General features: G+C 67.3%; 23 protein-coding genes and 1 pseudogene. 15 read left to right on the forward strand and 9 right to left on the reverse strand.

The window, feature by feature from the left end:
• Window positions 1–286: 286 nt before the first annotated feature.
• Window positions 287–580: pseudogene (locus G6N57_RS32350) on the forward strand (EamA family transporter); the annotation flags it as partial.
• A 93-nt stretch (window positions 581–673) separates the two neighbouring features.
• On the opposite strand, the gene G6N57_RS18880 reads toward G6N57_RS32350, so the two are convergent.
• The gene (locus G6N57_RS18880) at window positions 674–1,831 is read right to left on the reverse strand and encodes a hypothetical protein (RefSeq protein ID WP_097925879.1); all 1,158 of its coding nucleotides are present in this window, start codon (window positions 1,829–1,831) and stop codon (window positions 674–676) included.
• Window positions 1,832–2,337: 506 nt separating this feature from the next.
• Here G6N57_RS18880 and ectA point away from each other — a divergent pair.
• The 9 genes from ectA (at window position 2,338) to G6N57_RS18925 (ending at window position 9,724) form a co-directional block, all read left to right on the forward strand.
• Entirely contained in the window at window positions 2,338–2,883 is a 546-nt protein-coding gene (ectA, locus tag G6N57_RS18885) for a diaminobutyrate acetyltransferase (RefSeq protein WP_077741064.1), read from the forward strand.
• A 60-nt stretch (window positions 2,884–2,943) separates the two neighbouring features.
• Entirely contained in the window at window positions 2,944–4,230 is a 1,287-nt protein-coding gene (ectB, locus tag G6N57_RS18890; RefSeq protein WP_077741063.1) for a diaminobutyrate--2-oxoglutarate transaminase, read from the forward strand.
• A gap of 13 nt (window positions 4,231–4,243) precedes the next feature.
• Window positions 4,244–4,636: an ectoine synthase gene (locus tag G6N57_RS18895; protein ID WP_077741062.1), complete on the forward strand. Its 393-nt coding sequence runs from the start codon at window positions 4,244–4,246 to the stop codon at window positions 4,634–4,636.
• Window positions 4,633–5,553, forward strand: coding sequence for an ectoine hydroxylase (gene thpD, locus G6N57_RS18900; protein ID WP_077741061.1), 921 nt, complete (start codon window positions 4,633–4,635; stop codon window positions 5,551–5,553). Before G6N57_RS18895 ends, thpD begins: the two co-directional genes overlap by 4 nt.
• 9 nt (window positions 5,554–5,562) lie before the next feature.
• Window positions 5,563–7,071, forward strand: coding sequence for a depupylase/deamidase Dop (gene dop / locus G6N57_RS18905; protein WP_019343293.1), 1,509 nt, complete (start codon window positions 5,563–5,565; stop codon window positions 7,069–7,071).
• A 105-nt stretch (window positions 7,072–7,176) separates the two neighbouring features.
• A complete protein-coding gene (locus tag G6N57_RS18910; RefSeq protein ID WP_019343292.1) occupies window positions 7,177–7,371 on the forward strand; it encodes a ubiquitin-like protein Pup in 195 nt (64 codons plus the stop codon).
• On the forward strand, window positions 7,368–8,237 hold the full coding sequence (gene prcB / locus G6N57_RS18915; protein ID WP_077741060.1) for a proteasome subunit beta: 870 nt from the start codon (window positions 7,368–7,370) through the stop codon (window positions 8,235–8,237). The genes G6N57_RS18910 and prcB overlap by 4 nt, the downstream gene beginning before the upstream one ends.
• Window positions 8,238–8,981 carry a proteasome subunit alpha gene (gene prcA / locus G6N57_RS18920; protein WP_077741059.1) on the forward strand — a complete coding sequence of 248 codons (744 nt, stop codon included), beginning with the start codon at window positions 8,238–8,240 and terminating at the stop codon, window positions 8,979–8,981. It begins immediately after the preceding gene.
• Window positions 8,982–8,986: 5 nt separating this feature from the next.
• The gene (locus tag G6N57_RS18925; RefSeq protein ID WP_077741058.1) at window positions 8,987–9,724 is read left to right on the forward strand and encodes a YqjF family protein; all 738 of its coding nucleotides are present in this window, start codon (window positions 8,987–8,989) and stop codon (window positions 9,722–9,724) included.
• On the opposite strand, the gene G6N57_RS18930 is transcribed toward G6N57_RS18925, so the two are convergent.
• Window positions 9,714–10,439, reverse strand: coding sequence for an SDR family NAD(P)-dependent oxidoreductase (locus G6N57_RS18930; protein WP_077741057.1), 726 nt, complete (start codon window positions 10,437–10,439; stop codon window positions 9,714–9,716). The genes G6N57_RS18925 and G6N57_RS18930 overlap by 11 nt on opposite strands.
• Window positions 10,440–10,493: 54 nt before the next feature.
• Here G6N57_RS18930 and G6N57_RS18935 point away from each other — a divergent pair, with 54 nt between their 5' ends.
• The gene (locus tag G6N57_RS18935; RefSeq protein WP_077741056.1) at window positions 10,494–11,078 is read left to right on the forward strand and encodes a TetR/AcrR family transcriptional regulator; all 585 of its coding nucleotides are present in this window, start codon (window positions 10,494–10,496) and stop codon (window positions 11,076–11,078) included.
• Here G6N57_RS18935 and G6N57_RS18940 read toward each other — a convergent pair.
• Window positions 11,058–12,182 (reverse strand): baeRF11 domain-containing protein, encoded by a 1,125-nt coding sequence (locus tag G6N57_RS18940; RefSeq protein ID WP_077741989.1) that lies wholly within the window; start codon window positions 12,180–12,182, stop codon window positions 11,058–11,060. The two genes, G6N57_RS18935 and G6N57_RS18940, sit on opposite strands and share 21 nt — an antisense overlap.
• 104 nt (window positions 12,183–12,286) lie before the next feature.
• A complete protein-coding gene (locus G6N57_RS18945; RefSeq protein ID WP_077741055.1) occupies window positions 12,287–12,910 on the reverse strand; it encodes a TetR/AcrR family transcriptional regulator C-terminal domain-containing protein in 624 nt (207 codons plus the stop codon).
• Window positions 12,911–12,990: 80 nt separating this feature from the next.
• Between G6N57_RS18945 and G6N57_RS18950 the strand changes: the two genes are divergently transcribed.
• Window positions 12,991–13,980, forward strand: a complete 990-nt coding sequence (locus G6N57_RS18950) for a nitrilase-related carbon-nitrogen hydrolase (protein WP_077741988.1) — start codon at window positions 12,991–12,993, stop codon at window positions 13,978–13,980.
• A gap of 11 nt (window positions 13,981–13,991) precedes the next feature.
• Window positions 13,992–15,008: an agmatine deiminase family protein gene (locus tag G6N57_RS18955; protein WP_077741986.1), complete on the forward strand. Its 1,017-nt coding sequence runs from the start codon at window positions 13,992–13,994 to the stop codon at window positions 15,006–15,008.
• On the opposite strand, the gene G6N57_RS18960 is transcribed toward G6N57_RS18955, so the two are convergent.
• The 4 genes from G6N57_RS18960 to G6N57_RS18975 form a co-directional block, all read right to left on the reverse strand.
• Complete coding sequence (locus G6N57_RS18960) at window positions 14,974–17,553, reverse strand: NAD-glutamate dehydrogenase domain-containing protein (RefSeq protein ID WP_077741987.1); 2,580 nt, start codon at window positions 17,551–17,553, stop codon at window positions 14,974–14,976. The genes G6N57_RS18955 and G6N57_RS18960 overlap by 35 nt on opposite strands.
• Window positions 17,554–17,688: 135 nt before the next feature.
• Window positions 17,689–18,558: a type IV toxin-antitoxin system AbiEi family antitoxin domain-containing protein gene (locus G6N57_RS18965; protein ID WP_077741054.1), complete on the reverse strand. Its 870-nt coding sequence runs from the start codon at window positions 18,556–18,558 to the stop codon at window positions 17,689–17,691.
• 102 nt (window positions 18,559–18,660) lie between these two features.
• Complete coding sequence (locus G6N57_RS18970) at window positions 18,661–20,202, reverse strand: APC family permease (protein WP_077741053.1); 1,542 nt, start codon at window positions 20,200–20,202, stop codon at window positions 18,661–18,663.
• On the reverse strand, window positions 20,195–21,046 hold the full coding sequence (locus G6N57_RS18975; protein WP_077741052.1) for a universal stress protein: 852 nt from the start codon (window positions 21,044–21,046) through the stop codon (window positions 20,195–20,197). The genes G6N57_RS18970 and G6N57_RS18975 overlap by 8 nt, the downstream gene beginning before the upstream one ends.
• 147 nt (window positions 21,047–21,193) lie before the next feature.
• Between G6N57_RS18975 and G6N57_RS18980 the strand changes: the two genes are divergently transcribed.
• The gene (locus tag G6N57_RS18980) at window positions 21,194–22,708 is read left to right on the forward strand and encodes a PucR family transcriptional regulator (protein WP_077741985.1); all 1,515 of its coding nucleotides are present in this window, start codon (window positions 21,194–21,196) and stop codon (window positions 22,706–22,708) included.
• A 9-nt stretch (window positions 22,709–22,717) separates the two neighbouring features.
• Here the strand turns inward: G6N57_RS18980 and G6N57_RS18985 are convergent, their stop codons facing one another.
• Window positions 22,718–23,170, reverse strand: a complete 453-nt coding sequence (locus tag G6N57_RS18985) for a hypothetical protein (protein WP_077741051.1) — start codon at window positions 23,168–23,170, stop codon at window positions 22,718–22,720.
• Between the two features lie 81 nt (window positions 23,171–23,251).
• Here G6N57_RS18985 and G6N57_RS18990 point away from each other — a divergent pair, with 81 nt between their 5' ends.
• Window positions 23,252–23,899: a TetR/AcrR family transcriptional regulator gene (locus tag G6N57_RS18990; protein WP_162563956.1), complete on the forward strand. Its 648-nt coding sequence runs from the start codon at window positions 23,252–23,254 to the stop codon at window positions 23,897–23,899.
• The last annotated feature ends 24 nt before the right edge of the window (window positions 23,900–23,923 follow it).

Raw genomic sequence — 23,923 nt, forward strand, 5'->3', positions numbered from 1 at the left:
GACCTCCGGTGTGGTGGGCGGGATGCTCCTGGCTGCGGTCTGTATCGCCGAAACCTACGGGGTGACCATGACATCGGCGTCCAACGCGGGCCTGATCATGGCGCTGACCATCGTGGTCACCCCCATGATCCAGCGCCATCGGGTGAGTCGTCGCTTCTACCTCGCGGCGGCGCTCGCCGTGATCGGGTGCGGGCTGTTGACCCAGTCCGCCGGGCTGGCCGCCCCGCGGGCGGGAGACATCGTCATCGTCATCGCGGCCCTGTTGCGTGCGGTGCATGTGACCGTCATGGCGCGGGCATCGGAATCGAACGAAATCGACTCGGCACGAACGACTCTGGTGCAGCTGAGCATCGTCGGCGCGGTGACGCTCGCCGTGAGCGTGGCCTCAGGGCAATCGGTGCCTGCGATGACCGCGGCGTACGGTGCGGCCGACTGGATGCTCATCGGGTACTTGGCCGTGGCCTGCACCGTGTTCGCGTTCCTGGTGCAGCTGCGGGCATTGAGCACGACCAGCCCGGCGCGGGTCAGCCTGCTGGTGGGCACCGAACCGCTGTGGGCCGCAGTCATCGGTGTCGCCGTGGCCGGTGATCCCGTCACCGGCGCCGGACTCGCCGGAGCCGCACTCGTGGTCGCGGGCACCACGTGGGGACGCATGGTGTCGACGCCACCGGCGTCAACGTCGCTCCAATTCCAGGTAGGCGTCCCGCCCGGCCAGGCTGACCGCGACATCGGCGATCAGCGGATCGAAGAACCGCTCGCGGTACAGCGGATCGACGCTCGTGCTCACGGTGAAGTACAGACCGGAGAGCACCGCCACGAACAGCGACATGTGCACCACGGTCTGGGGAATCGGGATCGCGATGCCGAACCAGGTTCCGGCGCAGGGTGGGGCGCCGGTCAGGCAGGCGGTCTCCGCCGACCACAGCACGATGACGTCGTCGGGGATGGCGATGATGCCCAGCGCCAGGAAGAACGCGAACAGTCCGGTGGTGAACAACACCACCTGGATCGCCTGGGACACCACCATCACCGCAACCACGTTGACCTGCTCGGCGCGTGACAGCGGCGTGCGGCGCGGATGGTGGCCGTCACGCACCGACAGCGGCGTGCCGGCCAGCAGAGTGGCCGGATCGCTCGGCCCGGCGCGATCGTCGCGCAAGGCCCGCACCTCGTCACGAATCGTCGCGATCATGAAGGCGATCGCGATCAGAGCCAGGAATCCGATCGTCTGCCACAGCCGCTGCCGGGGCATCCGGGCCGAGAGCTGCCACAGCTCACCGGTGAAATACACCACCACCGTGAGCATCAGCAGCGGCAGGGCGCGGCTCATCAAGGTGCCCAGCGCCCCCAGCTGCAGCCAGGCGAACCGGAACGCCCACAACGCGATCGAGCCGAAGCCCAGGTAGGTCAACCACACCACGAGCAACGCGACGAGCGCGAACGCGGCGGCCTCGGCGGCGGCGAACCCGGAGAAGCCGCTGTCGGCGAACGGGAGGCCGAAGACGAACAGCGCCATCACGAGCAGTGCTGCCGAGCGGCGGCCGGCCTCCCCTCGCGCCGTGTCCGCCCGGTGCAGCCGTTCCAAGACGAACGGTGCGACGAACAACAGCAGGGCCAGGACCCCGAGGTTCACCGCGGTCCCGGCGCGGACGGCAGGTCCGGTGACCTCGGCGAGCAGCATGGTCAGTGCGATGAGTCCGCCGGCCGCGGCCACCATCGGCGCGGAGCGCTCAAGGAGCGCGCGGGATCGCACCCTTCGGGTCAGTACCAGCGGAAGCCCGCGCTGGAGGAACCAGTCGTGCACACGCCGCATGTCGGCCACGGCGGTCATTGTGCTCGATCTCGGGACGGCTGCGGCGATTTCGGACCGGCCGGCCCCTCGCTACGGATCGCGCGGCGTTGCCCGTTCTGCAAGTTGACGGCCGCAGCGGCGTGCTGTGAGGGAAACCACTCGAGCATATTCGACGGGTAATTGACGTCGGCGCGCGGCCGCGATTATTAAATTTCGATTTGAATTTTTGTGCCGAATTATCCGCAAAAGCCCCTGGTATGTGCGCATTTTGCCGGTTGCCGCGGTGGCGCCGGCGGATGGCCTGCCGCGCCCCAGCGTGGTACCCCCGCACCAATGTAACGATCCGATAACGACGCTAACAAATTTCTGAGATTGACGATTCGCGAAGTTTGCGCAGGTCAGTACGGGTGAGCGTAGACGGAATGCCGGTCCTGACGCGGTGTCGGCGCTTGATCCCGGCAGGGGGGTGTGCTTACGTCGATGGCACCGATGGCTTGAAACTGACGATGATCGCTGAGAAGTTCGGTGGTGACTTTTAACTCGATATGCGTGTTTTAGAAAGCGTCCCGGGACGCCATTCCCGGGAAGAATTCCTGCGCCCTCCACGGGGCACCGACGCGATTGGCATCCGCGATCTCGCGGCGGCCACCGGCGTCCTCGATCTGAATTCGACCTATGCCTATCTGTTGCTGGCAACCGATTTTGCTGCCACGTCAATAGTGGCTGAGCGCGATGGTGAGCTGCACGGATTCATCACCGGTTACCACCCGCCGCCGCGGCCGGACGTCCTGTTCGTCTGGCAGGTCGCCGTGTCGCCCGCGGCGCAGGGCGGGGGACTGGCCAGCACGATGCTCGACGCGCTCGTACACCGGGTCCGGACCCAGCGCGATGGCCGCCCGGTCACCGTGGAGGCCACCGTCTCGCCGGGCAACACCGCTTCACGTGCATTCTTCGGCGCCTTCGCGCGCAGGCACGGTGTCCCGCTCGTCGAGGACCCGTACTTCGGGTGCAACCTCCTCGACGCCGACGGGGCGCACGAGGATGAGCCGATTCTGCGGATGGGACCGATCACCACTCCGCTGTCTCGCTGAGGCTTATCACTGAAATCAGTTATCTGATAACCAGTTTGATTCGATTGGAAGGATTATCCCTTGCTGCTCGCTACGACGGCACCGTTGTCCGAATCTGACCTTCCCGACGTGTTCAGCTCGGTCGAGTCCGAGGTCCGCAGCTACTGCCGCGGCTGGCCGGCGGTCATGAACACCGCCTCGGGATCGCACATCACCGACACCGAGGGCCGGTCCTACATCGACTTCTTCGCAGGCGCGGGAGCACTGAACTACGGCCACAACAACCCCGCCTTGAAGCAGCCGTTGCTGGATTACCTTGTCTCCGACGGGATCGTGCACTCGCTGGACATGGCCACCGCGGCCAAGCAGCGATTCCTGGAGACCTTCGAACAGCTGATCCTGCGCCCGCGCGGGCTCGATTACAAGGTGCAGTTCCCCGGGCCCACCGGCGCCAACTCGGTGGAGTCGGCCCTCAAGCTGGCCAGGAAGGTGACCGGGCGAGAGTCGGTTATCAGCTTCACCAACGCATTTCACGGCATGACGCTGGGTGCGCTGTCGGTCACCGGCAACTCGATGAAGCGAGCAGGGGCGGGTATCCCGCTGGTGCACGCGACCCCGATGCCCTACGACAACTATTTCGGCGGGGTCACCGAGGACTTCCAGTGGTTCGAGCGCGTGCTCGACGATTCCGGCAGCGGACTCAACCGCCCCGCCGCGGTGATCGTCGAAACCGTCCAGGGTGAGGGCGGTCTGAATGTCGCGCGGATCGAATGGCTGCGTGCGCTGGCCGAATTGTGCCGCAAGCGCGACATCCTGCTGATCGTCGACGACGTCCAGATGGGCTGCGGCAGGACCGGGCCGTTCTTCAGCTTCGAGGCGGCAGGCATCGTGCCCGACATCGTCACGATCTCGAAGTCGGTCAGCGGTTACGGCCTGCCGATGGCGCTGACGCTGTTCCGCCGGGACCTCGACGTGTGGACGCCGGGGGAGCACAACGGCACCTTCCGCGGTCACAACCCGGCCTTCGTCACGGCCACGGCGGCCATCGAGACCTATTGGAAGAACGATCGATTCAGTGCCGACACGGTCGCCAAGGGGGAGCTGATCCGGAATCGGCTGGAGGAGATCGCCGCGGCCCACGAGGGCCTGACCGCCCGTGGCCGCGGCATGGCCCAGGGGCTCAAGTTCGAGCAGCCCGACCTGGCCGGAAAGGTCTGCCGGGCAGCCTTCGACCGCGGCGCGTTGATGGAGACCAGTGGCCCGTCCGACGAGGTGGTCAAACTGCTGCCGCCGCTCACCACTCTTCCGACCGAATTGTCCGAGGGGCTCGACATCCTCGCCGAGTCCATCGCAGTCACGCTGGCCTGAGGAGGCTTGAAACATGATCGTTCGCACCACAGCTGAGATCACCGGGACGGATCGCGACGTCGCTGACGGCACCTGGCGATCCAAGCGCATCATCCTGGCCGGCGACGGTGTCGGTTTCTCGTTCCACGAGACCACCATTGAGGCCGGGTCCGTCAACGAGTTCCACTATCAGCACCACATCGAGGCGGTCTGGGTTGTCGAGGGCAGCGGCACGCTGACCGATCTGCAGACCGGGCAGCAGTACCCGCTGGCCGACGGGACCATGTACGTCCTGAACAACCACGATCGTCACCGCGTCACCTGCGATGAGCAGCTCCGCATGTTGTGTGTGTTCAACCCCCCGGTTACCGGGCGGGAGGTGCACGACGAGAACGGCGTATACCCAGCGCCGCAATCGGTCGCATGACGGCGCAGCACGACACCGAGGTCAGATCGGGCGTGACCGCGGCGGTGGAGGATCGCTACCCGACGCGCCTCGAGCATGCGATCGAGCCGATACCGCGTCAGGAACCGGTGGTGTGGGGTGGTGTGGCCGACGGGCCGTTGAGTCAGCATCACCTCGACGGCTTCTCCGAGTACGGCTACCTGGTCGCGCCCGAGACGGTGTCCGATGACTGGCTGCCGTTGCTGCGGCGCGAAATGGACCGGGTCGCAATGGATCTGGATGCCGACGACCCGCGGGTGATCCGTGAGCCCGGCGGCACGATCCGGTCGATCTTCGAACCGCATCTGCTGAGCGACCTGGTGGCCCAGGTGGTCCGGCTCGACACCGTGCTGCCGGTCGCCCGGCAGCTGCTGGGCGGTGACGTCTACATCCACCAGGCCCGGATCAATCTCATGCCCGGGTTCACCGGGACTGGGTTCTACTGGCACTCGGACTTCGAGACCTGGCATGCCGAGGACGGCATGCCGGCGATCCGTGCGGTGTCATGCTCGATCGCGCTGACCGAGAACTTCCCCTACAACGGGTCGCTGATGGTGATCCCCGGGTCGCACCAGACGTTCTACCCGTGCGTCGGCGCCACGCCCGAGGACAACCACGACACCTCCCTGGTGGCCCAGAACATCGGGGTGCCCGATGAGACGACATTGACGAAGGCCGTCGACGAGCACGACATCCACCAGTTTACCGGCCCGCCCGGCACGGCACTGTGGTTCGACGCGAATCTGCTGCACGGCTCGGGGTCCAACATCACACCGCTGCCGAGGTCGAACGTCTTCCTGGTGTTCAACTCGGTGGACAACGCGTTGACCGACCCGTTCGCCGCCCCGCGGCCACGACCCGAATACCTGGCGGCCCGGGGTGCACAGGCCGTCACCTAGGCTGGCCACATGCAACGGATTATCGGAACAGAGGTCGAGTACGGCATCTCATCGCCCTCCGATCCGACCGCCAATCCGATCCTGACCTCGACTCAGGCGGTGCTGGCATACGCGGCGGCCGCAGGCATCCAGCGCGGGAAGCGCACGCGGTGGGACTACGAGGTCGAGAGCCCGCTGCGCGACGCCCGCGGATTCGACCTGTCCCGGGCTTCCGGGCCGGCCCCGATCGTCGACGCCGACGAGGTCGGCGCGGCCAACATGATCCTGACCAACGGTGCCCGGCTGTATGTGGACCACGCGCATCCTGAGTACTCGGCGCCCGAGTGCACCGATCCGATGGACGCGGTGATCTGGGACAAGGCCGGTGAGCGGGTGATGGAGGCCGCGGCCCGCCACGTCGCGAGCGTCCCCGGGGCGGTCAAGCTGCAGCTCTACAAGAACAATGTGGACGGCAAGGGTGCGTCCTACGGGTCGCACGAGAACTACCTGATGAGCCGCCAGACCCCGTTCTCCGCGGTGATCGCGGGCTTCACGCCGTTCCTGGTGTCCCGTCAGGTGGTGACCGGCTCGGGCCGGGTCGGCATCGGGCCGTCCGGCGACGACCCCGGCTTTCAGCTGTCCCAGCGGGCCGACTACATCGAGGTCGAGGTCGGCCTGGAGACCACGCTCAAGCGCGGCATCATCAACACCCGCGACGAGCCGCACGCCGACGCCGACAAATACCGGCGCCTGCACGTCATCATCGGCGACGCCAACCTGGCCGAGACATCGACCTACCTCAAGGTCGGGACGAGCTCGCTGGTGCTCGATCTGATCGAGGAGGGCCCGCAGTTCGGGCTGGACCTGTCCGATCTGGCGCTGGCCCGGCCGGTGCACGCGGTGCACGTGATCAGCCGCGATCCGTCGCTGCGGGCCACCGTGGCGCTTGCTGACGGTCGTGAGATGACCGCTCTGGCGCTGCAGCGGGTCTATCTCGACCGGGTGGCCAAACTGGTCGACATCAGGGACCCCGATCCGCGGGCCTCTCACGTCGTCGAGACCTGGGCGCACGTGCTGGACCTGCTGGAACGCGATCCGATGGAGTGCGCCGAGATCCTGGACTGGCCGGCCAAGCTGCGGTTGCTGGAGGGCTTCCGTCAGCGCGAGAACCTCAGTTGGCAGGCACCGCGTCTACATCTGGTCGATCTGCAGTACTCCGACGTCCGGCTGGACAAGGGCCTGTACAACCGGCTGGTCGCACGCGGGTCGATGAAGCGCCTGGTCACCGAACAGCAGGTGATCGACGCGGTCGACAATCCGCCGACCGACACGCGCGCGTACTTCCGCGGGGAGTGCCTGCGCCGGTTCGGTTCCGACATCGCCGCGGCCAGCTGGGACTCGGTGATCTTCGATCTCGGCGGCGATTCGCTCGTCCGGATTCCCACGCTGGAGCCGTTGCGCGGCAGCAAGGCGCACGTCGGCGCCCTGCTGGACTCCGTGGACAGCGCCGCCGAACTCGTCGAACAACTCACGAACTGACCATTTCCGGCGGTGAGCTATCCCGGGCAATCCGGGTGCCGACCGGTACTGTGGAAGGACCGGTTGGGCGGTTAGCCCGACCGATGACAATTGCAGGAGGCAGCGATGGCTCAAGAGCAGACCAAGCGTGGCGGTGGCGGCGGCGAGGATGAAGACCTCCCGGGTGCATCTGCCGCCGGCCAGGAGCGTCGCGAGAAGCTGGCCGAGGAGACCGACGATCTGCTCGATGAGATCGACGACGTGCTGGAAGAGAACGCGGAAGACTTCGTGCGCGCATACGTCCAAAAGGGCGGCCAGTGACCTGGCGCGAAAACCTTTCTTCGTCTCTGTCCCAGCCCAGGCCCCATATCGGTACCCCCTCCGTAGCCATGGACCTGTCGTCGTTCTCTGAACTGTTGAGTCGTCAGGCCCCCGAACTGCTGCCGGTCAACCGTGTCGCCGACAGCGCGATCAGCCCGACCAACGCGGTGCCGCACGGGACCACCATCGTCGCGATCAAGTACCCCGGCGGGGTCCTGATCGCCGGTGACCGCCGTTCCACCCAGGGCAACATGATCGCCGGCCGCGACGTGCAGAAGGTGTACATCACCGACGACTACACGGCGACGGGCATCGCGGGCACCGCGGCCATCGCCGTGGAGTTCGCCCGGCTCTATGCCGTGGAGCTGGAGCACTACGAGAAGCTCGAGGGTGTCGCCCTGACCTTCCGCGGGAAGGTCAACCGGCTGGCCATCATGGTGCGCGGCAATCTCGGTGCGGCACTACAGGGTTTCGTGGCGCTTCCGCTGTTGGTCGGGTATGACATCGACGCCGCCGACGCCGAGAACGCGGGTCAGATCGTGTCCTTCGACGCCGCGGGCGGCTGGAACATCGAGGAAGAGGGCTACCAGTCGGTGGGCTCTGGATCGATCTTCGCCAAGTCGTCGATCAAGAAGCTCTATCCCCATGTGGTGGATGCGGATTCGGCGCTCCAGGTGGCCATCGAGGCGCTGTACGACGCGGCCGACGACGACTCCGCCACCGGCGGGCCCGATCTGGTGCGCGGCATCTATCCGACCGCGGTGACCATCGGCGCCGACGGCGCCGTGGAGATCACCGAGGAACGCATCGCCGAGTTGGCTCGCGAAGTCATCGCGCGCCGGACCCGGACGGGCGGTGAGGGGTAAATGAGCTTCCCGTATTTCATCTCGCCTGAGCAGGCGATGCGTGAGCGCTCCGAATTGGCGCGCAAGGGCATCGCCCGCGGCCGCAGCGTGGTGGCGCTGGCCTACGACAACGGTGTGTTGTTCGTGGCGGAAAACCCGTCGCGGTCGCTGCAGAAGGTCAGCGAGCTCTACGACCGGGTCGGTTTCGCCGCCGTCGGCCGCTTCAACGAGTTCGACAACCTGCGGCGCGGCGGCATCCAGTTCGCCGATACCCGTGGCTACGCCTACGACCGGCGGGACGTGACCGGCCGTCAGCTGGCCAACGTGTACGCGCAGACGCTGGGCACGATCTTCACCGAACAGGCCAAGCCCTACGAGGTCGAGCTGTGCGTGGCCGAGGTGGCGCACTACGGCGAGACGAAAGCCCCCGAGCTGTACCGGATCACCTATGACGGGTCGATCGCCGACGAGCCGCATTTCGTGGTGATGGGCGGAACCACCGAGCCGATCATCACCGCACTGAACGAGTCGTACGCGGAGAACGCCGATCTGGGTGCAGCGGTCAAGATCGCCGTGAAGGCGCTGAGCGCGAGCGGCAACGGCTCCGAGCCGCGCACGCTCGGGCCCGCGACGCTCGAGGTGGCGGTTCTCGACGCCACGCGACCGCGCCGCTGCTTCCGCCGGATCACCGGCGCGGCGTTGGAAGCCCTTCTGCCCGAATCGGAATCCGAATCGGAATCGGAACCACCGGCATCGTCTGAGTAGTCGCCGTGGTCGAGCCGGTCAGTCCAGTAGCACCTGGGCTGACCGGTGTCCGGATCCTGCATCAGAGCTGGGTCGATCTGACTTTTCTGCACTGGTCGGTTGATCCGAGACGGATCGCTCACCTGTATCCCGAGGGCACCGAGCCGGACACCTTCGATGGCCTCGGCTATGTCGGAGTTGTGGCCTTTCGGATGACGGGCACCGGCTTCGGCTACGGGCCCGGCGTGCTCGGCAGTTTCCTGGAGACCAACGTGCGGTTGTATTCGGTCGATCGCACCGGACGCCGCGGCGTGGTGTTCCTGAGCCTGGACACCCCCAGGCTCGACGTGGTGCTCGCAGCGCGTTCCGCGCTCGGGGTCCGTTACCGGTGGGCCAGGATGTCGTACCGCCGCGAAGGGAACCGGCACGCCTACACGACCGCGGTGCGCTGGCCGCGAACCCGTGCGTCCAGCCGCATCGAGGTCGAAGTCGGCGATGTGGTCGTGCCCGGACCCCTCGAGCATTTTCTGACGGCGCGCTGGGGCTTGCACGTCGCTCACGGCGGGCGCACCTGGTACGTGCCCAACGAACACCCGGCCTGGTCCCTGCGTTCCGCTGAACTGCTCGGCTTCGAAGAGTCGGGGCTGTTCGCCTCGGTTGGGCTCGGTGACCTGTGCGCCGGGCCGCCGGTGCATGTCGCGTTCAGTGACGGCGTGCCCGCCCGGTTCGGGGCTCCTGGGCGTGCCGACGCACCTAGGAGATGACGTCGACCACGGCTTCGGCGGCGGTGCGGGCGGTGTAGAGCTGCCAGATCTGCTCGGCCAAATCGTCAGGGTTGAGCGTGCGGATCTCGATGCCGGCGAACGGCCCGGAATCTGCCATCGCCCGGTGGATGTCGCCGCGCTCGATCAGGCCGCCGATGGTGAGGGTCCCGGCGTAGATCCCGGCGGGCTCGAGTGCGGCGTGCAGCGTGACCGCATAGTTGCGCAGCGCGGCCGCGGCCAGTGCCAACCCGCCGAGCGGGGGCATCGGCACCACACTGCTCAGCCCGCCGGCGAACAGCAATCCTCCGGTGCCGCGCTCTCGCATCTCGGGAAGCAGCCGGCTCGCGAAGTCGATCGCGGGCACGACACTGTCGAGCGCGGCCTTCGCCCCTGCGGCGTCGAGGTCGGTGATGTCTCCGGCCGGTGCGGTTTCGAAGGCGGCCGGACCGTAGTAGCCGACGTCGATGCGCCCGAAGCGGGCGCGGACGGAGTCGATGGCGCTGCGCAGCTGATCGGGGTGGGATGCGTCGGCCACATACGCCGCGGCCTCGATTCCCTTGTCGGCCAGTGCGGCCAGGTATCCCGAATGTCGTTGTGACGAACGCGATATCAGCGCCACACGGTAACCCGCAGCGCCGAACCGGTGGGCGACGGACAAACCGAGCCCGGGCCCGGCGCCGAGGACCAGCAGGACCGGGGAAGAAGTTGAGGTCATACTCAACTTACTAGCACAAGTTGAGTAGCGCCTCAACTTCACTATGCTGGGGGCATGTCGGCGATGCGCGCGGATGCGATCCGTAACCGGGACCGCCTGACGGCGGCGGCGGCCGAACTCTTCACCGAACGCGGTGTCGATGTGCCTCTCGACGAGGTCGCGCGAAAGGCGGGCGTGAGCATCGGCACGCTCTACAACCACTTCCCGAACCGGGGCGCACTCCTGGACGTCGTGCTGTCCGATCGATTGGCCGCCATCGACCGGCTGGCCGAGCAGGCGCTCGGTGATGTCGACCCATGGCGGGGGTTCACCGGATTTCTCGACGGCCTGTTCACGATGCAGGCGTCCGACCGCAGCATCAACGATGCGGTGGCCCGCAATCCGGTCGGCGCCGTCGACGTCGCGGGGGAATGCGGGCGCGCCGGGGGACTGCTGGAGGCCGTCGTGGGGCGGGCCAAGGACGCCGGGGTACTACGGGCCGACTTCGGTGCCGATGACCTGGCGACGCTGATGTGGGCGATGTCGAAAGTGATCGCGATGGCCGACGGTGACGACGCGGTCTGGCGGCGCCACCTGGGTTTTGTGCTGGACGGGCTGAAGAACCCGGCCGGTGCGAAGTCAGCTCAAGGCGAACCGTAGTTTCGCCACCGCGGTCTGGTTCCAGATGCCCGCTGTGATCTCGTCGGGTCGTACGGCGACGGCCTCACCACCCTGGTCGAGGACCGTCACCGCGATGCCGGACAACACGTCATACCCGGAATCGTCGTAGTGCAGCGCGCCGGTCTCGGCTTCGATGCGGCCCAGCACGTCGACGGTGAAGTTGTACACCAGCGTGTCCACCGCGCCGGCCGCCGCGGCACGGGCGATGTCGCCCAGGTCGGTGGCCACCAGCCCCTTGCTGAGGTCGTTGCCCAGCTCCTCGACCCACTCATTGGCCCGTTCGGCGTTCAGTGCGGGAAGCGACTCACGGATCGCGCCGTCGATCTGATCGGGCCGCAGCTCGTCGGCGGCGCCCGGCACCGCGACAATCTGGCGTTTGTGTTCGAGCCCTCGGTACATGTCGAGCAGCGGGTCGGTGGCGAACAGATACAGCGGCCGGTTCGAGGACGGATCGAGTTGACCCAGTTCGGCGTCCACCGCCTCGGCGACCCGTTTGGCGTACTTCTCGAGTAACACCTTCTTGCCCTCGTCGCCGACCAGGCGGCGCACATGGCCCCGGTCCCGCACGGTGGCCCGATGGGTCGCGTCGGCCACATCGGCCGCGTACTCGCCGGTGAGCTCCAACTCCTCGGCGCGGGTGCTCGCGGTGGCCTGCCACAGGTTCCAGCCATCGGCTGACAAGGTCAGCGCGTAGGCCTCCTGTGGCGTGGTCACCGCGCGCACCAGCTGGCCGATGTCGAAGTAACTGCCCACCTGCGACTGGCTCTCCAGGGCGTTGGGCAGCACGTAGACCTCGTGGAAGTCGTCGGCGATGAAGATCGCGACCGATCTGGAAAGGCTCAGCCACAGGTCGGACTCGGCGATCTCGGTCCAGCGTGACCGCAGTTGTTCCTCCACCGCGTGCCGCGCCCCCGACTCGCGGATCGTGCGCAGCGCCCGGTCGACTGCGCTCTTCGCGGTCAGCACACTCTTTTCCCGCTCGTCGGGTCCCGGTGCGGTTTCCGCGTACACCGTGATGGCGTGCTCGTGAGGCTCGCCAAGGCGGATCAGGTCGGCAACATCGGGCAGTTCATAGCGGGTCATCACCACTCCTTCTGTGCGGACTGCCTCCAACCTTAGGCCTGTGATGGCAGCTGACCAGGGTAAAAAGGCCCAGAAAGTGGCATCGTGCAACGGATCGACCCCGCTCAGTTCCGGTCGGGGGCCGATCTCCCGGCGGCCAGCCCGCGCAGCAGTACCCCGATGCCGAACTCGAAGGCGTCGTCGGCCCGCGCCGGTTTCGCGCCGCCGGTGGCCAGGGCCGAGGACAGTTCAGGGCCCACTTCGGCGCCGGCGCGCCACGGCTCGTCGGGGGCGGCGACGTCCAGGGCTGAGCCCAGCACGTACGAATCCACCAGGGTGATGGCGCGAAGGGTGTCGGCCGGATCGAACCCGGCGCGGCTGAAGGTGACGGCCAGGACGTTGTACATGGTCAGGGCGTGGTCGCTGTTGACCGCGTGTGCGGTGAGCAGGGGGATGAGGCGCGGGTAGCGGGCATAGCTCTGCCGGTAGCTCCGCATGATGTCGGCGATCACGTCGGTCCACGGGCGGGCCGGGTCGTCGGCGGGCAGGGCGACTTCCGACATGGCCCGCTCGCGCAGGAGTTCGATGATCTGTTCGCGTCCGGCGACGTGGTTGTACAGCGATGACGGCCGGACCTTGAGCGCCCGAGCCAGTTCGGGAACCGTGAATCCGCCGGTGGTGTTCACCAAATCCATTGCCGCACTGGCAATTCGGTCAGTGGACAGGAGTGGCGCCGGAGGTCGTCCCATGGCTCATTTCTACTACCTCTTTACAACGGTCGGTGATGTGGACACAATAAAACGAACTTGATTCGTTTTAGGAGATGGCCATGATCACCTTGACCGCTGCCGCGCCCGAGTCGCTGTCCCGCAGCACCGAGTCGACGCGCCCGCCGCTGCGCGTCGGGCTGGTGCAGCACCGCTGGCGTCCCGACGCGGCCGAGCTGGCCAGGGTGCTGCGCGAGGGCATCGACCGGGCAGCCGGAGAAGGAGCCACGCTGGTCTGCCTGCCGGAGATCACCCTGCTGCGGTATCCCGCCGACACCCCGGCGGGCCCGAATCCGGGGGAGACCGCCGAGGACCTGACCGGCGGCCCGACCTTCGCGCTGGCGGCCGCGGCGGCCCGGGCCAACGGCATCTTCGTGCATGCCTCGCTGTATGAAAAGGCGCCGGCGGCAGACGGTTTGGGCTTCAACACGGCGATCCTGGTGGCGCCGTCGGGCGAGTTGGTGGCCCGCACCCGCAAGATGCACATCCCCATCTCTGCCGGCTACTACGAGGACACCTATTTTCGTCCGGGTCCCTCCTCGGCTGATGGCGACCCCTACCCGGTCTACAACCCGGAGGGGCTGGGTGCCCGGATCGGCATGCCGACCTGCTGGGACGAGTGGTTCCCCGAGGTGGCCCGCAATTACTCCCTGGGCGGTGCGGAGGTCGTCGTCTACCCGACGGCCATCGGCTCCGAACCCGTGTTCCCGGCATTCGACACCCAGCCGCTGTGGCAGCAGGTGATCGTCGCCAACGGCATCAACAGCGGGCTGTTCATGGTCGTGCCCAACCGGATCGGCGACGAGGGCAAGGTCAGCTTCTACGGCTCGTCGTTCATCTCCGACCCGTACGGCCGGGTGCTGGTGCAGGCGCCGCGTGACGAGGAAGCCGTGCTGGTCGCCGACCTGGACCTGGACCAGCGCCGCGACTGGCTGGAGCTGTTCCCGTTCCTGCTCACCCGCAGACCCGACAGCTACGGGCCGCTGACCGCGCCCGTCGATACGCAGCGTCCCTACGGCGCCGGACACGAGGCCACGGCGGTCGTGAAGTGACCGGGTACCGGATGCCGGCCGAGAGTTCGCCGCAGGATCGCGTGTGGATGGCGTTCCCGTCCGCCGGATACTCGCTGGGCGACACCGAAGCCGAACACCACGAAGCGCGCACCACCTGGGCCGCGGTCGCGCATGCGGTGCTGGAGTTCGAGCCGGTGACGATGGTGGTGGACCCCGCCGAAACGACCGCGGCCCGGCGCTACCTTTCGGCGGCCGTCGACATCGTCGAGGCCCCGTTGAACGACGCCTGGATGCGCGACATCGGCCCCACCTTCGTGCACGCCGAGGACGGTTCGGTGGCCGCGGTGGACTGGGAGTTCAACGGCTGGGGCGGACAGGACTGGGCGCGCTGGGATCATGATTCGAAAGTCGGTGCGGCCGTGGCCGGTTGGGCCGGCGTGCCGGTGGTCGACTCGAACCTGGTGAACGAAGGTGGCGGCATCCAGGTGGACGGGCTGGGCACCGTCCTCGTCACCGAGACCGTGCAACTGGACCCCGGCCGCAATCCCGGTGTCAGCAAGGCCGACGTCGAAGCCGAGCTGGCCCGCACCATCGGTGCCGAGCACGCCGTCTGGCTGCCACGCGGGCTGACCCGAGATTCGCAGCGCTTCGGCACGCGCGGCCATGTCGACATCGTGGCGGCGATACCCTCGCCCGGCCGGCTGCTGCTGCATGCACAGCCTGCCGAGGCGCATCCGGACCACCTGGTGGGCAAGGAAATCCGCGCCGCGGTCGAGCAGTCCCACGATGTCACCGGGCGGCCATGGGAGATCGTCGAGCTACCGGCGCCGGACCAGTTGACCGACGCCGACGGCTTCGTCGACTACAGCTACATCAATCACCTGGTGGTCAACGGCGGCGTGATCGCTTGTGCCTTCGGGGATCCGCGGGACGCGGACGCGGCGGCGATCCTGGCCGAACAGTATCCGGGCCGCCGTGTCCTCAGCGTCGATGCCCGCCCGCTGTTCGAGCGCGGCGGCGGCATTCACTGCATCACACAGCATCAGCCTGCGGCTCTGCCGCGGTGATCAGATTGCCGATGGCCGCGCTCACCCGGGCGCGGCTACCGGTCCCGTTGCGCAGCACCCAGGACGTCAGGTGTTCGACCAGCTCGCGCACCTGCAGCAGCGCCTGGATCCGCTGACCCTCATCGCTGTTGCCTGCCAGCTCGGCCTCCCACAGCGCATCCAGATCGAGGATGTCGCGCACCGTCGCGTAGGCCTGTGCCACCTGCGGCGTGCTCACCGCCAACCGCTCCTGCATGCGGTAGATGGTGCCGGGGCCCACCCGGTTGATCAGCTCGCCGGCCACCGAGGTCGCGACGATCTCACGGCGCAGCGGATGACGGCCGATCTCGGCGCGGGCCTGCTCGGCGATCCCGGCGGGGAAGTAGTCGACGAGGCGGTGGGTGAAGGCCTCATGGTCCGGAATGTCGGAGGCGAGCAGTTCTTGCGTCACCAGATTCTTGGATTGCGCCAGCAACACCGCGATCTCGGGACGGGTGAGCCCCAGCCCCATGGAGCGACGCCGGACCAGTTCCGGCCCGGCAGGCAACCCCTCGACCTGAGGGTCGACGCCTGCCTCATCCCGCAGGTTGCCGATCAACCGGATGTGCCGGTCCAGCAGTGAATCGGCCTCGGCGGCGGCCATGCTGATCGCCAGGATCGCCTCGGCGTTGTCGGCCAGCACCCGCGCGGCGACCTCGTCGGTGGCCTCGGCGAGCAGCGCATTGCGTTGTGCGGTCCCGATGTCGCCGGAGTCCAGGGCGATCTTGATGTTGACCTCGAGGTCCGAGGTCGCCACACCGGCCGCGTTGTCGATGAAATCGGCGTTGATGCGTCCGCCGTCGAGGGCGAACCCGATGCGAGCCTGCTGGGTGAGTCCGAGGTTGCCGCCTTCGCCGATCACCTTGCAGCGCAGCTGCGAAGCCGTCACCCGAACGCGGTCGTTGGCCTTGTCCCTGGCGTCGGCGTTGGTTTCCCCGTCGGCTCTGACGTAGGTGCCGACCCCGCCGTTCCACAGCAGATCGACCGGGGCACACAGCACCGCCGCGATCAACTCGTCCGGGGTGCACTCAGCTGCCTCGATACCCAGCGCGGCCCGCGCCTGCGGTGACAGTGCTATCGATTTGGCCGTGCGGGGCCACACCCCGCCGCCGGCCGAGATCAGCGTCGAGTCATAGTCCTGCCAGCTCGATCCGGGCAGGCCGAACAGCCGTGTGCGCTCGCCGAAGGACGTCTGCGGGTCCGGGTCGGGATCGACGAAGATGTGCCGGTGGTCGAAAGCCGCGACCAGCTTGATGTTGTGGGACAGCAGCATTCCGTTGCCGAACACGTCGCCGGACATGTCGCCGATGCCCGCCACGGTGAACGGCTCGGCGTCGATGTCGTAGCCCGCCTCGGCGAAGTGGCGCCGGACCGAGAGCCATGCGCCGCGCGCGGTGATACCCATGGCCTTGTGGTCGTATCCGGCCGAGCCGCCGGAGGCGAAAGCATCGCCGAGCCAGAAGTCGTACTCGGCCGCAACGGAATTGGCCAGGTCGGAGAACGTCGCGGTGCCCTTGTCGGCAGCCACCACCAGATAGGCGTCGGCGCCGTCGGGGCACACCGTCCGGTCCGGATGCCGGACTGCGCCGTCGATGATGTTGTCGGTGATGTCGAGCAGTCCCCGGATGAAGGTGCGGTAGCCGTCGGCGGGGGAGATGTCAGCGCTGCGCAACACGAACGCGCCCTTGGCGCCGCTCGGCACGATAGGTGCGTTCTTCACCGCCTGGGTCTTCATCAGGCCGAGCACCTCGGTGCGGTAGTCCTCGGGGCGGTTCGACCAGCGCAGCCCGCCTCGAGCGATGGCCCCGCTGCGTAGGTGGATGCCCTCGACGGTGTCCGAGCACACGTAGATTTCCCGATAGGGCACCACCGGGCCGGTGTCGGCCAGCTGGGCCGAGTCGATCTTGAACGACAGGTAGTCCTTGGCGTGCCCATCCGGCCCGAGCTGGAACCAGTTGGTACGCAACGTCGCCCGGACGAAGCTGTGCAGCGCGTGCCGAATGCGCTCGTCGTCGAGCGAGGTCGCAGCGTCGACCAGGGCCGCCACCTCACGATCGGCCTCGTCGGTGTCGCCGCTGCCGTCGGGGTTGAAGCGCGCGTCGAACAGCCTCAGCAGCGCGTTCACGAAATCCGGTGCGGCGACCAACGAGTCGATGATGTAGTCGGCCGAGAACCCTAACCCGGTCTGCCGGACGAATCGACCGGCCGCGCGGATCAGAACTGCCCGGCGCCAATCGATTCCGGCTGACGGGATCAGCGCGGCGTGGCGATCCACCTGCCACCGCCCGGCGGCCGCGGCCTCGAAGGCTCGTGCGATCAGATCGAGGGTGGGCCCCGGCAGGCCCAGGCTGCCGAACTCGTAGTGGTGTCCGGTGTCGGTGAGCTGATAGGAGGCGACACGCAACCCGAAGTGTTCGAACATGGCACATACCTCGGCCAGCAGTGGCGGCTTTTCGGGCCACTGCACCTCGGCGCGGGTGCCGGCTTCATCGGCGGCAAAAGACACTCGGGCAGAAGGGATTTCCACAGGAAGAGTGTCGGCCACGTCAGGCCCGACCACCATAGACATACTGGCCACCGTGGCGACGTTCGGTACGCCATTCTGTCTAGTGATTTGTGCACGATTTCCCGCGGCAGGCGCGGAAAATCGTGCACAAATCACTCAGGCAGAGCGTCGAAGCCGCAAGGCATTCCGGATCTCGGCGAGCACCCGGTCGGGATATTCAGTCAGATCGAGCCAGGTGAACCGCAAGATCTGATAGCCGTGCAGCGAGATGATGTTCTGCCGGTTTCGGTCGTTCTCGAAGTCGTCGGCGTCGCTGTGAAAAGCCCAGCCGTCGACTTCGATGGCCAGTCTTGCCGCCGGAAAGACGACGTCGATCTTGTATCCTGCGACTGGATGGTTGGCCTTCCAGCCGGTGATTTTGTTGCGACGCAATAGTTTCAACAGCAGGCGCTCGGCTTCGGAGCGGGCGCCGTCTGCTGCGGACAGCAGCAGAATGCGGGCCGCGGGCGACCCATGCCTGCCCTTGTTGCGCAGGTGTGCGTCCCAGAGTTGTTTCAGCTCGACGTGCCGCTGTAATGCCCTGTCCATCAACGCGGCACCACCCCCGCGACGGGTCGCGGCTTCGATGACCGAAAGTGGAAGTGCGGTTACCTGGAGCCCGTTGCGTTCGACGATGTCGGGGCTGAGCAGATCGCGTCGTCGGACCCGGATCCCCTCGCGCTTGCGGTGATTGCTCACCTTCGGCACGGTGACTTCGACGCATTCTGGCGGGTAACGCGTGACGCCGTGCCACCACGCGGCGGCCAGTCCGCTGGCGGTGGCAGTGGGCCCGTATGACCACACCGCGCTGCGCACCCGCGCCGCATCGGTGAACGGACGATCGTCGACGAAGAACACTCCGGGTGCGCAACGCAGCCAGTGCCCCGAACGAACCCGACGGCTGATGGCGTCGTCGCTCAGCCCGGCAGACAGGGCTTGTGCCCGGGTAATCACGCCATCGTGATCGCGAAGGTAGTCATCGAGCACACTGAATCGGACGTTGGCGCCGCCGCTACGGTTCCATCGATTGTGATTTGTGCACGATTTTCCGCGGCAGAGGCGGAAAATCGTGCACAAATCACCCCAGGCTCAGGGGATCGGCGGCGTGTCCATGGTCAAGGTCTCACCCCGGAAGAACGCCGGCTGGACGAATCGCAGGACGAGCATCAGCACGGCACCGAACAGCAGGATTCCGAACCCGAGATAGAACACCAGGCCGATACCGCCGATCGACGCGCCGCTGCCGCTGGCCTCAGGGTCCATGCTCACCAGCACCGACTTGACGAACACCGACAGCAGCATGACACCGCCGACCGCCGGGAACACCAGCTTGTAGATGATGTTCCTCGGGCTCAGGAACAGTTCCTTGCGGAAGAACCACACGCACGCGAACGCCGTGATGCCGTAGTACCAGCAGATCATGATGCCAAGGGCGGCAATGGTATCCAGCAGTGTCCGCTCGGACAGCAGCGTCACGATGGTGTAAAACCCGGCGGTGACCACCCCGGCGACCACGGTGCTGAACACCGGTGACAACGATCGGGGGTTGACGCTGGCGAACCGCTTGGGGAAGGCGCCGTAAGCACCCATCGCCAGCATCGTGCGGGCGGCAGGCAGGACGGTGGTCTGCAGGCTTGCTATCGACGAGGCGAACACCGCCAGCAGCAGCAGCGGCCCGCCCCAGTCGCCCAGCACCGGATAGGCCAACGCCCCGAACACGTTCTCGGCGATCTCCTCGTTGCCAAGGCCCAGCCCGGTGTCACCGACCCCGGCGTACATCATCACCGCCACCGCCACCAGCAGGTAGGTCAGCAGGATCGACAGCACACACAACAATCCGGCCCGGCCGGGCACCTTGGTGGGGTCCTTGCTCTCCTCGCCCAGCGTCAGGCAGGTGTCCCAGCCCCAGAACGCGAAGATCGAGCCGATCAGCCCGATGACGAAGGCACTCATCGTGAGTCCGGTGAACGGGTCGAACCATTGGATGTCGAAACTCAGATGCCCTTCGGTGCCACCCGATCGCGCGATGGCGACCACCGCGAACGTGACCAGGACGATCATCTGGAAGCCGACCAGCACGTACTGCACCTTCTCGCTGGTGGTGATGCCCCGGCAGGAGATGTAGGTGGCGATGGCGAGCAGTGCGACCGTGGAAACGATGTTGACGGTGACGTTTTCGGCCGGGAGCATCGCGAGGGTGTCGTTGTGCAGCACCTTGCCCAGGAACTCGTAGCCGAACAGGACACCGATCGAGGCCAGGTTGGACAGCACGATGATGGTGGCGATCACCATGCCCCATCCGCACATCCATCCGACATACGGGCCGAATGCCTTGGTGGACCACGTGAACGACGCGCCGCAGTCGGGGGCGCGCGAGTTCAGTTCGCGGTAGGCGTAGGCGGTCAGGAACATCGGGATGAACCCGGCGATCAGGATGGCGGGCATCTTGAGCCCGACCGCGGCGACGATGAGGCCGATGCTTGCGGTGAGGGTGTAGCCGGGCGCCACCGTCGAGATGCCGAGGACGGCACCGGTGAAGGTGCCGATGCGGCCCGCGGCCAGGCCCTTGGCGACCAATCCCTCCTCGTGTTCGGCGCGCTCCAGCTCGGTGCTGGCCAGCTGCTCAGACATGCTCTGCCCCTTCGTCTTTGGGTACCACAAACATCGGGACTTGCAGAACACGCAGCATCTTGGCCGCCGTCGACCCGAGGAACAGGCGGCGAGGCTGAGCCAGCCGGCTCGAACCGACCATGATCATGTCGCCGTCATGCCAGCCCAGTTTGTTGACCGCCTCCTCGACGGTCGGCCCGGTGGCTACCCGTGACGTGACGGGAACATCGTCTGGCAGAAACTCTTTCGCCTGATCGAGGGTGTGCTGCGCATGCCGCTGCGCGGCGTCCAGCCGGCGGGCGTCGTCCACGGCCACCAGCGACACCAGGCGTAGGGGAGTCTCGCTGGCCCGGCAGAACCGCAAGGCGGTGTCGAGCAGCAGGGTGGCTCCGGGCCGGCCGCCGATGGCGCAGGTGACCTCGCGAATCCGTTCGCTGCGCTGCAATCGAGCTCCGCGCGGTGCGATCACCACCGGTATCGGGGAGGCATGCACCAGATCGTTGACCACGGAGCCGAGGGACAGGGGACCGGCCATCCCGCCGCCGGCCCCGCCGACCACCAGCGCGTCGGCCCCCAGGTTCTCGGCCGCCGCGATCAGGCCCATGGTGCTGGACTCGTCGTAGCTCAAGTGGGTGGTCACCGGTACGTCGTTGCGCACCCCGGCCGCGGCCGCGGCCAGCCAGCCGTCGGCTTCCCGGTGCAGCACATCGCCCGGGGTGGGGGCGATCGCCGAACGGTCGCTGGGCAGCACCATGCACAGGTCGAGGCCGGCGCCCAGCGTGCGGGCGATCTGTTCTCCGACCGCGACGGCGTCGTCACCTCCCGGTGTGGCCAGGTAGGCGACGGCGATTCGTGAAGTACTCATCGACTAGTCCTCCGCACATTCGAATCGGGCCGGTTGGCTGTTCAGCGGGCCAAGTGTGTCGCGGAACACAGCGCAGATCACCCGACAGTGTGGAGATTCTCTGTGCAGTTTTTCGACATTCTGTACATTTCTGGGGTGGCCGTCCCGGTGCGGTGGGTGATCGAGCAGTCAGACCTGCATCTGCGTCTACTCGCGGGCTCGGCCGGCGCCGGGCGCGAGGTGAACCTGGTGCTGACCACCGAACTGGCCAATCCGGCCGAATGGCTCTCCGGTGGAGAGATGGTATTGACCACCGGCATCAGCCTGCCGGCCGGCGGCCGCGGTCGGCGACGCTACCTGCAGCTCCTCGCCGAAAGTGGGGTCTCTGCAGTCGGATTCGGCATCGGCCTGACATTCGACGCGGTCCCGGACGAACTGGTCGCGGCCGCCGAGGAGCTCGGGCTCCCACTCATCGAGGTGCCGCTGCGGACGCCGTTCGCGGCAGTCGTCCAGCGGGTCGGTTCGCGGATCGCCGAGCTGGAGTACGACGCCGTGCTGCGCGCTTCGCGGGCGCAGCCGCGGATCACCCGGGCGGTGGTGAGCGACGGGCCGCGCGGTGTCGCGGCTGAACTGGGCCGAGCGCTGAAGGCCGCTGTGGTGGTGCTCGATCCGACCGGGACGGTGATCGCCTCGCATCCGAGCAACCTCAGCGTCACGACGGTGAACCTGGTGCGCGATTCGATCGAACCGGGAGCGGCGTCAGGGGTCCGGGTGCTGTCCGACGGCACCACGGTGGCCCAGCAGGACGTCCGGGTCGGCGGCCGCTCGCACGGTGTGCTGGCGGTGGTCAGCCCGGCTGCGCTCAGTCCCGTCGATCAGGTGCTGTTCGGACATGCCACATCGCTACTGGCCCTGGACTTCGAGAAGCCGGCCCGGTTGCAGGAGGTGCAGCGGCTGCTCAACGAACAAGCGCTCGGGCTCTTGCTGACGGGCGAGCTCGACCTGGATCCGGTGTACGCACAGCTGGTTCCGGCCACCGACGGCCAGGGCCGGATCCGCGTCCTGGTGGTCGAGTTCGACGCCGACGTGCGGTCCGCGAGCCATCGGCGCCGCGCGATTGTGGCGGTGGCGAAAGAGCTGGAGGCGGCCGGTCATCCGGTGTTCGTGCACGATGCGCATCAGCGGCTGACGGTGTTGCTGCCGGGCACCGAGACCGTTGACGGCGCGGCCGGTCTGCTGGCCGGGCTGGACGGGTCGGTGCGCAAGTCCAGCCGCAGCGGGCTCAGTGGGAGTCAGCCGCTGGCGCGGTTGATGCAGGCTGTCGAGGATGCCCGACTGGCCGCGTCGGTGGCCGAACGTGGTTGTTATCCCTTGGAATTCGCCGCACTGGCGGGTAGCGCACTGTTGTCCTCCGGGCCCAGCCGCGAGGTGCTGGTGGCGCTCGGGACAGCGGTGCTGACCCCGGTGGCCGATCATGACGCGCAGCACGGATCCGGTCTGATGGCGGCGCTGCGGGCGTTCTTGGAGGCCAACGGCCAGTGGGAGGCCGCCGCGGCCGCCATCGGCGTGCACCGGCACACGATGCGTAAGCGGATCGAGCTCGCCGAGACATTGATGGGTTGCGACCTGGGGGTGGCCCGGGTGCGGGCCGAGCTGCTGCTGGCCATCCTGGCGCGTGGCTGACCGCGCGGCTCAGGCGGTGTCCGCGCTGTCGTCGGCCGTGTGCTCGCGACGCCAGCCGACATAGGTCAGCCACAGGCCCATCGCGGTCAGCAGCAGGAAGAAGATCCGGGCCGCCACCAGTAGGCCCGGGCTGGTGACCGTCGCGTTGGCCCCGGAGTCGATCGCCGACGGAATGGCCATCATCGCCACTCCGCGCAGCGCCACGAACCAGCCGAACAGCGAGATGAGCGACGCCGTCACGCTGTACCAGTACTGGTGGAAGGCGATCACGACCAGGCCCATCATCAGCATCGCCGCGCCGAGGATCCAGGGCAGGATCGCGTTGTCGAACAGGCCGCCGAGCAACCCGGTGAGATCGGGCAGGCGAATCGCGATGATCGCCGTCGCAGTCGCGACGAACGGTCCCAGGACGCGGGCGAATGCGCGCGTGCGGCGGCGGGCTTCGGGGGTGGCTCGTGGCATCGCTTCTCCAATCAATAAACCGACGGACGGTCTATTTTTAGACTGGGCTCGGACCGGAGTGGACGTCAATGGGAGGTGGTCGTGGCCCGTCGGGTCAAACCAGAGGAGTACGCCGCGCGGCGGCGAGAGATCCTCGACGCCGCGCTTGAGCTCATCCGCGACAAGGGCTACGAGCGGATGACCATCGACGATGTGCTGGCCAAGGTGCAGCTGTCCAAGGGGGCCCTCTATCACTACTTCGGTTCGAAACAGGCGCTCCTGGAGGGCATCGTCGACGCGATGGCCGAAAGCGCGTCGCAGCCGTTGCGGGCGGTGGTCGCCGACCCCGGCCTCGACGCCGTCGCAAAGCTCCACGCCTACTTCGGTGCATCGGCCGCCTGGAAGGCCGACAACCCGGAGACCGTGACGATCCTCATGCATCTGTGGCGGGACGAGAATGCGCTGTTCCGGCAGAAGCTGGCCAAGGAATCCATGCGCACGTCGGTGCCCATGCTCGAAACCGTCATCCGCCAGGGGCGCGACGAAGGCGTGTTCGACGTCGAGTTCCCGCACGAGGCCGCGATGTTCATCGCCGGCCTGGACGGCGTGCTCGCGGACGCCTTCGCCGTCGCGACCGAGCGGGACGGATCACCCGGAATCGACGTCACCGGACCCCGCGCGCAGCGCGTGATCGGCGCCTACCGGCAGACGATCGAACGGATCCTCGGGTTACCCGACGGCTCACTTTGAGATTTTGCCGCACCGTCAGCGCGA

This window comes from Mycolicibacterium boenickei (assembly GCF_010731295.1).
Classification (GTDB): domain Bacteria; phylum Actinomycetota; class Actinomycetes; order Mycobacteriales; family Mycobacteriaceae; genus Mycobacterium; species Mycobacterium boenickei.

Excerpts from the sequence above, each read along its gene's own strand:
- G6N57_RS18880 (WP_097925879.1), bottom strand. The coding sequence starts at position 1,831 with ATGACCGCCGTGGCCGACATGCGGCGTGTGCACGACTGGTTCCTCCAG.
- ectA (WP_077741064.1), top strand. The coding sequence starts at position 2,338 with ATGCGTGTTTTAGAAAGCGTCCCGGGACGCCATTCCCGGGAAGAATTC.
- G6N57_RS18895 (WP_077741062.1), top strand. The coding sequence starts at position 4,244 with ATGATCGTTCGCACCACAGCTGAGATCACCGGGACGGATCGCGACGTC.
- thpD (WP_077741061.1), top strand. The coding sequence starts at position 4,633 with ATGACGGCGCAGCACGACACCGAGGTCAGATCGGGCGTGACCGCGGCG.
- dop (WP_019343293.1), top strand. The coding sequence starts at position 5,563 with ATGCAACGGATTATCGGAACAGAGGTCGAGTACGGCATCTCATCGCCC.
- G6N57_RS18910 (WP_019343292.1), top strand. The coding sequence starts at position 7,177 with ATGGCTCAAGAGCAGACCAAGCGTGGCGGTGGCGGCGGCGAGGATGAA.
- prcA (WP_077741059.1), top strand. The coding sequence starts at position 8,238 with ATGAGCTTCCCGTATTTCATCTCGCCTGAGCAGGCGATGCGTGAGCGC.
- G6N57_RS18930 (WP_077741057.1), bottom strand. The coding sequence starts at position 10,439 with ATGACCTCAACTTCTTCCCCGGTCCTGCTGGTCCTCGGCGCCGGGCCC.
- G6N57_RS18935 (WP_077741056.1), top strand. The coding sequence starts at position 10,494 with ATGTCGGCGATGCGCGCGGATGCGATCCGTAACCGGGACCGCCTGACG.
- G6N57_RS18940 (WP_077741989.1), bottom strand. The coding sequence starts at position 12,182 with ATGACCCGCTATGAACTGCCCGATGTTGCCGACCTGATCCGCCTTGGC.
- G6N57_RS18945 (WP_077741055.1), bottom strand. The coding sequence starts at position 12,910 with ATGGGACGACCTCCGGCGCCACTCCTGTCCACTGACCGAATTGCCAGT.
- G6N57_RS18950 (WP_077741988.1), top strand. The coding sequence starts at position 12,991 with ATGATCACCTTGACCGCTGCCGCGCCCGAGTCGCTGTCCCGCAGCACC.
- G6N57_RS18955 (WP_077741986.1), top strand. The coding sequence starts at position 13,992 with ATGCCGGCCGAGAGTTCGCCGCAGGATCGCGTGTGGATGGCGTTCCCG.
- G6N57_RS18970 (WP_077741053.1), bottom strand. The coding sequence starts at position 20,202 with ATGTCTGAGCAGCTGGCCAGCACCGAGCTGGAGCGCGCCGAACACGAG.
- G6N57_RS18975 (WP_077741052.1), bottom strand. The coding sequence starts at position 21,046 with ATGAGTACTTCACGAATCGCCGTCGCCTACCTGGCCACACCGGGAGGT.
- G6N57_RS18985 (WP_077741051.1), bottom strand. The coding sequence starts at position 23,170 with ATGCCACGAGCCACCCCCGAAGCCCGCCGCCGCACGCGCGCATTCGCC.